7 protein-coding genes are annotated in these 9,522 nt (G+C 68.2%); 4 read left to right on the top strand and 3 right to left on the bottom strand.

The window, feature by feature from the left end; translation table 11 throughout:
* Positions 1–154: 154 nt before the first annotated feature.
* The 4 genes from ppk1 (at position 155) to AC1VTH_RS04245 (ending at position 5,454) form a co-directional block, all read left to right on the top strand.
* The gene (ppk1, locus tag AC1VTH_RS04230) at positions 155–2,770 is read left to right on the top strand and encodes a polyphosphate kinase 1 (protein ID WP_481334872.1); all 2,616 of its coding nucleotides are present in this window, start codon (positions 155–157) and stop codon (positions 2,768–2,770) included.
* 77 nt (positions 2,771–2,847) lie between these two features.
* Complete coding sequence (gene rlmD, locus AC1VTH_RS04235; protein WP_481334873.1) at positions 2,848–4,164, top strand: 23S rRNA (uracil(1939)-C(5))-methyltransferase RlmD; 1,317 nt, start codon at positions 2,848–2,850, stop codon at positions 4,162–4,164.
* A 123-nt stretch (positions 4,165–4,287) separates the two neighbouring features.
* Positions 4,288–4,845 carry a DJ-1 family glyoxalase III gene (locus AC1VTH_RS04240; RefSeq protein WP_481334874.1) on the top strand — a complete coding sequence of 186 codons (558 nt, stop codon included), beginning with the start codon at positions 4,288–4,290 and terminating at the stop codon, positions 4,843–4,845.
* A gap of 3 nt (positions 4,846–4,848) precedes the next feature.
* On the top strand, positions 4,849–5,454 hold the full coding sequence (locus AC1VTH_RS04245; protein ID WP_301830479.1) for a Maf family protein: 606 nt from the start codon (positions 4,849–4,851) through the stop codon (positions 5,452–5,454).
* 94 nt (positions 5,455–5,548) lie between these two features.
* Here AC1VTH_RS04245 and ffh read toward each other — a convergent pair whose 3' ends face one another.
* The 3 genes from ffh to AC1VTH_RS04260 all read right to left on the bottom strand — a co-directional run.
* The gene (gene ffh / locus AC1VTH_RS04250) at positions 5,549–6,943 is read right to left on the bottom strand and encodes a signal recognition particle protein (RefSeq protein ID WP_481334875.1); all 1,395 of its coding nucleotides are present in this window, start codon (positions 6,941–6,943) and stop codon (positions 5,549–5,551) included.
* A 90-nt stretch (positions 6,944–7,033) separates the two neighbouring features.
* The gene (gene ftsY / locus AC1VTH_RS04255) at positions 7,034–7,933 is read right to left on the bottom strand and encodes a signal recognition particle-docking protein FtsY (protein WP_481334876.1); all 900 of its coding nucleotides are present in this window, start codon (positions 7,931–7,933) and stop codon (positions 7,034–7,036) included.
* On the bottom strand, positions 7,933–9,522 hold a 1,590-nt coding region (locus AC1VTH_RS04260), incomplete at its 5' end, for an AAA family ATPase (protein ID WP_481334877.1). The genes AC1VTH_RS04260 and ftsY, both read right to left, overlap by 1 nt.

A 9,522-nucleotide genomic window follows, 5' to 3' on the forward strand; every position in this document is an offset into this window, starting at 1 on the left:
GCGCCAAGAAGGTCAGCCCCGAAAAGCCACGCGACGGCCGGCCGCGCCCTCAGCGGCGCCCTTACCAAAACGTAACGCTCTTCGCCCCACACGAACGCCATCTCTGCGAGATACTAGAACCTCAAGGGAAGCCACGTCGTGAGGGGCGTTTTCTATGGGCAAGAAGAAGGACAAGAAGCGCGAGGCAAAGCTCGACGAGCTGGGACGCCGCGCTGCGGAGCTCGCGGACGAAACGCCCAGCCCCGCCAACGAGAGGAAGCCCAAGCGCGGCTCCAAGCGCGACTTCTCCTACACGCAGAACCGCGAGGTCAGCTCGCTGCGCTTTGACGACCGCGTGCTCGACGAGGCCTTCGACGAGACGGTGCCGCTGTTCGAGCGCATCAAGTTCTGCGCCATCTTCCAGAGCAACATGGACGAGTGGTTCATGATCCGCATCGGCGGCCTGTCCGACCTCGCCGAGCTCAAGCACCAGCCCGCCGACAACAAGAGCGACGAGACGCCCGCCGAGCAGCTCGAGAGCGTCTTCGGGCTGCTCCCCGGCATGTACGAGCGCCGCGAGAGCTGCCTCACCGACCTCGAGGCGCGCCTTGCCCTCGAGGGCGTGGAGCGCGTGAGCCCCGCCCAGTACACCGACGCGGACCTCGTGGCCGTCTCGAGGCGCTTCGAGGCCTCGCTCGCCCCGATTCTCTCGCCCATCATCATCGACCCGCGCCACCCCTTCCCCAACCTGAGAAATGACGTCATGTACGTGGCGTGCTCGCTCGACGGCGTCGACGAGCACGACATGCTGGGAATCGTCGAGGTGCCGCCCACCGCGGCGCGCATCGTGTGGCTGCCGAGCGGCGAGGGCCGCGTGCGCTACACACTTGTCGAGGACGTTGTGAGCTCGATGCTCTCGCGCTGCTTTGGATCCTACGTGCCCACGAGCTCGGCCGTGTTACGCGTGACGCGCAACGCCGACATCGACCCCGACGGCGAGGGCGTCGAGGAGGAGGAGGACTACCGCCAGCACATGAAGAAGGTGCTCAAGCGCCGCAGCCGCCTGCAGCCCGTGCGCCTCGAGCTCACGGGCGCGCTCGACGAGAGCCTCGTGACGCTCGTGCGCAAGGAGCTGGGGCTCGAGAAGCGCCGCGTCTTTCGCCTCTCGACCCCGGCCGACCTCTCCTACGTCTACGCGCTCGAGAACCGCCTGCCCGCAACCCGCAAGGCGGTCCTCACCTTCACCCCGTTCGAGCCGCAGCCCTCGCCCATGGTCGACGCCAGCCGCCCGATGCGCGACCAGATCGAGGACCACGACGTGCTGCTCACCTACCCCTACGAGAGCATGGGGCCGCTGCTGCGCCTGATCCACGAGGCCGCCAACGACGACGCCTGCATCTCGATCAAGATCACGCTCTACCGCGTGGCGCGCCACTCGCGCCTGTGCGAGAGCCTCGTGGCGGCCGTCGAGAACGGTAAGGATGTCACGGTGCTCATGGAGCTACGCGCCCGTTTTGACGAGCAGAACAACATCGAGTGGGCCGAGCGCCTCGAGGAGGCCGGTTGCACGGTCATCTACGGCTCCGAGGGCTTCAAGTGCCATTCGAAGATCTGCCAGATCACCTACCACGACAACCGCGGCCTGTCGCGCGTCACCTGCCTGGGCACGGGCAACTTCAACGAGAAGACGGCCCGCCTGTACAGCGACTTCATGCTCATCACGGCGCACCCCGGCATCGCCGAGGACGGCAACGCCTTCTTCCGCAATCTGTCGCTGGGTAACCTGCGCGGCACCTACCGCTTCCTGGGCGTGGCCCCCCTGAGCCTGAAGCCCCTCGTGATGGGCGGCATCGACCGCGAAATCGCCCGTGCCCGCGCCGGCGAGCCCGCACGCGTCTTCCTCAAGATGAACTCGCTCACCGACCGTGACGTCATCGACCGCCTCGCCGACGCGAGCCAGGCGGGCGTCGAGGTGGTCATGATCATCCGCGGCATCTGCTGCATGCTGCCGGGCGTCAAGGGACGCACGACGGGCATCGAGATCCGCCAGATCGTGGGACGGCTACTCGAGCACGCGCGCATCTACTCGTTTGGCGTTGACGCCGACACGATCTACCTCAGCAGCGCCGACATGATGACGAGAAACACCGAGCGCCGCGTCGAGATCGCCTACCCGGTGCTCGACCCCACGTGCCGCCGCATCGTCTGCGACTACATGGCCCTGCAGCTCTCCGACAACGTGAAGGCACGCCGCCTCACGAGCAAGGGCACCTGGGCCCCCATCAAGCGCAGGGAGGGCGAGCCGGCCATCAACTGCCAGGAGCAGCTCATGGCGCGCGCCTACGCCCGCGCCCACGAGCTCGAGCCGCAGGCGGTGGCCCCGCTCGCGCCCGAGCCCATGCCAACCACGACGATAGCCGCGGTGGACGAGACGGTCGCCGCCACCGAGGCGGCCGAGGCGGCCGCGCCCATGACGGCCGCCGCCAAGGCTAAGCAGGTCGAGCAGGTCGAGCAGGTCGACCAGGCAGCCGCAGCCAAGCATGGGCCCGCGGTCGCACCCATGGCGCAGCCAGCCATCGAGGACGAGCCCGAGCCGGCGGCTCACGTCGAGGCCCACGTCATCGAGGATGAGCAGCCCGCCCAATCGAAGGTCGCCGACGCAGACGCGCCCAGTGAGCAGCCCGCCGCGCCCGGAACGCTTGCCAAGCGCGCCCCAGGCCGCCTCGTGCGCGCCCTCGCGATCTTTGGTCTTGGCTTCAAGACGCTGTTCGGAAAGGACGAACAGCGCTAGCATCTAAGGGTTGAAAGATACCCAGACGCCCCGCGGGCCAACCCCATGCCCGCGGGGCCAGAAAGCAGGACACGCGCATGAAACTCGCCATCGAACGCATGACCTACGGCCCCGACGCCATCGCCCACACCCCCGAGGGCAAGACCGTCTTCGTGAGCGGGGCGGTGGCCGGAGACGTCGTCGAGGCCGAGCTCGTGAGCGACGGCAAGTCCTTCTCCAAGGCCCGAACGGTCAAGGTCCTCGAGCCCTCCCCCAACCGCGTGGCCTGCGAATGGATGCTCGCCGACGTGCTGGGCTGCGCCCCCTGGGCGCACCTTGCGCGCGCCGCGCAGCTCGAGGCCAAGCGCACCAACGTCGTCGACAGCCTGCTGCGCGTGGGGCATCTCGCCGACGCGGAGGAGCTCGTGGCCCCCTGCGAGGCCCCAAGCGACGGCTGGCGCTACCGCAACAAGGCCGAGCTCGCCTTTGTGCGAGACGGGCGCCACGCCACGCTGGGCATGTACGGCACGGACGGTTCCACGGTCATCAAGGTCGAGGACTTCCCGCTGCTCGACATCCCGGCGAAGGGCCGCGAGTCCAAGCTCGTGAAAAACGTCTCGGGCGCCCTGTCCTACCTCGCGAGTTCCCATGAGCTCGACATCGAGCGCGTGGGCATCCGCCGCTCGAGCCGTACGCGCGACCTCGAGATCGCCATCTGGACGCCCACGGGAGCTTTCCCGCGCGCCCAGGCGCGCCGCGTGCTCGAGAACGTGGGCGCCACCTCACTCGTGCGCGTCATGACCAAGGGCCCCGCGAAGGCGCGCAAAGTCGCGGGCGTCGAGCGACTCGACGGCGCCGGCAGCTGGACCGAGCGCATCGCCGGTAACGTCATGCGCCTCTCGGCCCCGAGCTTCTTCCAGGTGAACACCCCGGGCGCCGAGCGCCTCGTCGACCTCGTGCTCGACGCGCTCGACCCGCAGGAGAACGACATCGCGATGGACCTCTACTCGGGCGCCGGCACCTTCACGCTGCCGCTCGCGCGCTACACGAGCTTCGTCGACGCCGTGGAGTCCTACGGCCCGGCCGTGCGCGACCTGCGCCGCAACCTCGAGGACGCGCGCCTCGACAACGTTGATGCCGTGGGCGGCGACGCGGACCGCGAGTTCCCCGACGACGAGGCCGACATCATCGTGGTCGACCCGCCGCGCGCGGGCCTTGCCGAGAACGTCGTGCGCCAGCTCTCCGAACAGCCCGCCCGTGCCATCGCCTACGTGAGCTGCGACCCGGCGACGCTTGCCCGCGACCTCGCGCGCTTCCGCGAGTTGGGCACCTACGAGATCGCCTCGGTGACGCCCGTGGACCTCTTCCCCCAGACCTTCCATGTCGAGACGGTCACTAAGCTCGTCCGCCGCTAGGGCACGGCCGCGCGCCGCAGGCGGTGCCCAAGGCCCAGGCGCAAGGCAACAAACTCCCGCTACGACACGAGGCTCCCTTCGCGATACCATGGATGCGACCATCCACGCGAAGGGAGCTTTTCCATGCCTAGGGTTGCCATTCTTCTTGCCGACGGCTTTGAGACGATCGAGGCCCTGGCCCCTGCGGACGTGCTGCGCCGCGCAGGCGTCGACATCTCACTCGTGACCATCAACGACACGCCGCACGTGACGTGCTCGCACAACATTGGCATCGACTGCGACGCCACGATTGACGCCTACGACTTCTCGGCCTGCGACCTCATCGTTTTGCCCGGCGGCATGCCCGGCACCAAGAACCTGCGCGCCAGCGAGCGCGTCTGCGAGCTCGTGCGCGACTTCATGGCCACGCGAAAGGTGGGCGCCATCTGCGCAGCCCCCTCGATCCTAGCCGAGCTTGGCCTGCTCGTGGGCCGCACCGCCACCTGCTACCCCGGTTGCGAGGGCGCCTTCCCCGCGGGCGTGAGGCCCACCGAGCTCGGCGTCTACGTCGACGGCAACCTCGTGACGGCCTCGGGTCCCGGGTTTGCCGTGGCGTTTGGCCTGGCCCTGCTCGAGCAACTCATGGGCGAGAAGGCCGCGAAGGACGTTGCCACCGGCATGCTCGTTGCGGGGCGTGAGTAGCGCATGGGCCTCTTTGACCTCAAACTTCCGGGGCGCCTCATTCTTGCCAGCGGCTCGCCCAGGCGCGTCGAGCTCGTACGCGAGATGGGCATCGAGCCCGCAGTGCTGCCTCAGGACGTCGACGAGACGCCGCTGCCCGACGAGGGCGCCCGTGCGCTCGTGACGCGTCTCGCCCAGCTCAAGGCCACCAGTGCCCTGGCAGATGCACGGGAGGGCGACATCATCCTCGCCGCCGACACGACGGTTGCCATCCACGACAAGGAGCTGGGCAAGCCCGCTGGCGAGGCCGAGGCTCGCGCCATGCTTGCCGAGCTCTCGGGGCTCACGCACGAGGTCTACACCGGCGTCTGCCTCATCCGCAAGGGCAACCCTAACCAGAAGGTTTCCTTCTCGGAGGTGACCGAGGTCGAGTTCTATGACCTTTCCGAAGAGGAGATCGCCGCCTACGTGGCCACCGGCGAGCCGCTCGACAAGGCGGGCGCCTATGGCATCCAGGGCCTGGGCCGTGCTCTCGTGCGCGAGATTCGCGGCGACTACTTCAACGTCGTGGGCCTGCCCGTGGCTCACACCCTGCGCGAGCTCGCGAGGCTTGCCGAAGCCAAGGCCTAGCCGGGGCGCACCCAGATTAGACAAATTAGGGAGGGGCTCGTCGCACGTACGCGACGAGCCCCTCCCCTTTACCAATAAACTGCAGCTAGACGGCCTAGAACTTCATCTTGCCGCCAGGCATACCGCCGCCCATGCCCATGTTCTTCATCATCTGCTGGAGCTGGCGCTTCTGCTGCTTGCGGTTGCCGCCCGCTCCCATCATGCCGCGCACCTTGCCCATCATCTTGTTCATCTCGCCCCACTGCTTCATGAGCTGGTTGACCTCCTGGACGGAGTGGCCCGAGCCCTTGGCGATGCGGGCGCGGCGCATGCCGTTGATGGTCTTGGGACGAGCACGCTCCTCCTTGGTCATCGAGTAGATGATGGACTCGATGGCGCGCATCTGCTCCTCGGTGTTGTCGCCACCCATCTGGCGCAACGCCTTGTCGCCGCCGGGCAGCATGCCCAAGATCTTGCCGACGCCGCCCATCTTGCGAATCTGCTTCATCTGGTTAAGCATGTCGTCCATCGTGAAGCCCTCGCGCAGCATACGCTCGGCGTCCTCGGCGGCCGCGGCGTCGGCATTGGCCTGGGCGGTCTCGATGATGCCCACGACGTCGCCCATGCCCAGGATGCGCTTGGCCATGCGGTCGGGGTGAAACACCTCGAGGGAGTCGGGCTTCTCGCCCATCGAGACGAACTTGATGGGCTTGCCGGTGACGGCACGCACCGACAGAGCGCCGCCGCCACGGGCGTCGCCGTCGAGCTTGGACATGATGACGCCGTCGAAGTCCGTGCGGTTCGCGAACTCGGTCACGACGTTCACGATGTCCTGGCCGGTCATGGCGTCGACGACCATGAGCACCTGGTCGGGCTTCACGGCGCGCTTGATGTCGACGGCCTCCTGCATCATGAGCTCGTCGATCTGCAGGCGGCCCGCGGTGTCGACGATCACGATGTCACGCAGGTGGTCGACGGCGTCGCGCACGGCCTCGGAGGCGATCGCCACGGCGTCCTTGCCATCACCTCGGTAGACCGGCACGCCGATCTCGCCGCCGAGGGTCTCGAGCTGGTCTGCCGCCGCGGGACGGTGGGTGTCGCAGGCGGCGAGCTCGGGCGAGTGGCCCTGCTTCTTGAGCATGTAGGCGAGCTTGGCGGCCGCGGTGGTCTTGCCCGAGCCTTGCAGGCCCACGAGCATGATGACGTTGGGCGTGCGGTTCTGCATGAGCGTGAGCTTACTCTCGCCCGAGCCGAGCAGCTCCGTGAGCTCCTCGAGTACGACCTTGACGACGTTCGGGGCGGGCGTGAGCGAGCTCAGGATGTCGGCCGTGAGGCAGCGCTCCTTGCAGCGGGCCACGAAGTCCTTGACCACGCGGAAGTTGACGTCGGCCTCGAGAAGCGCCATGCGAATCTCGCGCATCGCGACGTTGATGTCGTCCTCGGTGAGCTTGCCCTTGCCGCGCAGCTTGTCAAAGGTGTCTGTGAGGCGGTCGGAAAGCGAGTCGAACATGCAGGTCTCCTTGCTGGAAGTGCGAATACGTAGCTGGTAGAGGGCGTGCCCACGGGGTCATGTGGCCCCACGGGCACGCGAGGAAGCAACCTAGAGGCTCTCGCCCACCAGGGCGCGGCAGAAGGCCAGGGCGTCGAAGCGCTGGAGATCCTCCATCTGCTCGCCCACGCCGATACGCCAGATGGGCAGGTCGAGGTCGTGGGCAATCTTGACGGCGATGCCGCCCTTGGAGGTGCCGTCAAGCTTGGTCACGATGAGGCCGTCGAGGTCGAGAGCGTCGTTGAATTCGCGCGCCTGGTTGAGGCCGTTCTGGCCGGTCGTGGCGTCGACGACGAGCACGACCGTCACGGGCATGCTCGCGCGCTTGCGCGTGACCGAGACGACCTTCGCGAGCTCGCGCATGAGCTCGGGGCTCGTATGCAGGCGGCCCGCCGTGTCAATGAGCACGAGGTCAGAAGCCTGCTCCTCGGCGCTCTCGATGACGTCGTAGCAGACGCTCGCGGGGTCGGCGCCGCGCTCGCGCGTGACGACCTCGACGCCACTGCGCTCGCCCCAGACCTTGAGCTGCTCGATCGCCGCGGCGCGGAAGGTGTCGGCACCGCCGATGAGGACGCGCTCGCCGCGCTCCTTGGCGGCACCGGCGAGCTTGCCCACCGTGGTGGTCTTGCCCGCGCCGTTGATGCCCACGAACAGCACGCAGCTCGGCGTGTCGTCGAACGGGTCGGTCTTGGCGACCGGGAACGTCTCGGCCAGGCGCTTGGCCAGGGCCTCACGCATCTGGTCGGCCGTGTGGAGGGCCTTCTTGGCGGCCAGCTCGCGCAGGTCGTCGACGACCTCCATGGCGACCTCGGGGCCCATGTCGCCCATGACGAGGGTGTCCTCGAGGTCCTCCCAGAACTGCTCGTCGACCTCGCCGCCCATGTAGAAGATCTGGTTGAGCGCCTCGCGAGACTTCTCGAGGCCCTTCTTCAAGCGGTCAGCAAGCCCCATCAGGCATCGACCACCTTTCCTGTCGCGCGGTCAAGCCGCTGGGATACAACATGGCTCACGCCGTCAGCCTGCATGGAGACGCCATAGAGGACGTCAGCCTGCTCCATCGTGCGCCTCTGGTGAGAGATGACGATGAGCTGCGTGGTGGCCTTGAGCTGCTCGATGGCGTCGAGCAGCTTGTCGAGGTTGGAGTCGTCGAGAGCGGCCTCAACCTCGTCGAAGACGTAGAACGGCACCGTGCGGGTGCGGTAGACGGCGAAGAGCAGCGCGAGGGCCGTAAGCGACTTCTCACCGCCACTCATGAGCGTCATCTTTGCGATGCGCTTGCCGCGGGGCTGGGCCACGACCTCGATGCCCGTCTCGGCCGGGTGGTCGGGGTCGGTCATCTCGAGGTGTGCCTTGCCACCAGGGAAGAGCAGGCCGAATATCTCGACGAAGTTAGCGTTCACGGCCTCGAACGTCGAGAGGAACTGGCGGCGCATCTTGCGGTCGATGGCCGCGGTGATCTTGGTGAGGGCGCCGCGGGCGCTCTCGAGGTCCGCGAGCTGAGCTGCGATGTAGTCCGCGCGCTCCTTGAGCTTGGTGTACTCGTCCATCGCCACCTGGTTCACGGGGCCCAGCCCGTCGATCTGGCGGCGCAGGGCGTCGACCTCGCGCTCGGTGGCCTCGCGGTCGTCGGGCTCGGGCATCTGGAGGGCCTCCTCGAGCACGTGGCGGCCGTCTGCCGTGATCTGCGCGATGGCCTGCTCGACGCGTACCTCGAGCTTGCCCGAGTCGACCTTGAGGGAGTTCTGGGAGGCGCGGGCGGCCTCGAGCTCGGTGGTGACGTCGGCCACCTGCTTCTTGGCGTCGCCGATCGTCTTCTTGAGGGAGTCGGAGTCTGCCTCGGCAAGGCTCGCGCGGTCCCTCAGGCGCTCGGCCCACTCGAGGCAGGCAGCATGGATTGCCTCGTAGCGCTCGTGGAGCGGGTCGATGCGCAGGCGCAGAACCTCGAGCGAGCGCGTGCCCTCGCGGGCGGCGCGATCGCGCTCGGTGAGCTCGTCGATGCGGGTCTTGAGCTGGGACTCGCGTCCCTCGAGGTGGGTCAGGCGCTCGCGCGAGGTGGCGAGCTCGAGGCGGGCGTCGGCCGCCTTCTTGGTGGCGCTGTCCTCGGCACGCGACGCCTCGCGGCGGCGGTCCTGGGCCTTCGCGAGATCTTCGGCGATCTGCGCGAGGCGGGCGCGCCCCTCCTCGATCTTGGAGGCGAGCTCGTCCAGGCGCGGGCGGGCCTTTGCGACGCGCTCGGTGGCGGCCTCGCGCTTGGCGGTGACCTGTGCGCGCTCGTCGGCGGCGCTCGCGACCTGGCCCTCGAGGCGACCGACCTCGGACGTGACGGAGCCGTGCTCGCTCTCGAGGCGGCTCACCTCGCCCTTGGCCTCGCTCGCGGCGGCGCGGGCGTCCGCGAGGGCGCTCGCGGCGGCGTCGACCGCAGCCGATGCGTCTGAGACGGCCTGGTCATGCTCGGCGAGGCTTGCCTCGAGCTCGGGTAGCTGGCCCTCGAGCTCGGCGATACGGCGGCGGCGCTCGAGGGTGCCGGCCGCGGCGCCCGC

The sequence above is a fragment of the Parolsenella sp. genome (assembly GCF_982402205.1).

What these genes read in the sequence shown, in the direction of transcription:
- ffh (WP_481334875.1), bottom strand. Translation starts at nt 6,943, where the DNA reads ATGTTCGACTCGCTTTCCGACCGCCTCACAGACACCTTTGACAAGCTG.
- AC1VTH_RS04245 (WP_301830479.1), top strand. Translation starts at nt 4,849, where the DNA reads ATGGGCCTCTTTGACCTCAAACTTCCGGGGCGCCTCATTCTTGCCAGC.
- ppk1 (WP_481334872.1), top strand. Translation starts at nt 155, where the DNA reads ATGGGCAAGAAGAAGGACAAGAAGCGCGAGGCAAAGCTCGACGAGCTG.
- rlmD (WP_481334873.1), top strand. Translation starts at nt 2,848, where the DNA reads ATGAAACTCGCCATCGAACGCATGACCTACGGCCCCGACGCCATCGCC.
- AC1VTH_RS04240 (WP_481334874.1), top strand. Translation starts at nt 4,288, where the DNA reads ATGCCTAGGGTTGCCATTCTTCTTGCCGACGGCTTTGAGACGATCGAG.
- ftsY (WP_481334876.1), bottom strand. Translation starts at nt 7,933, where the DNA reads ATGGGGCTTGCTGACCGCTTGAAGAAGGGCCTCGAGAAGTCTCGCGAG.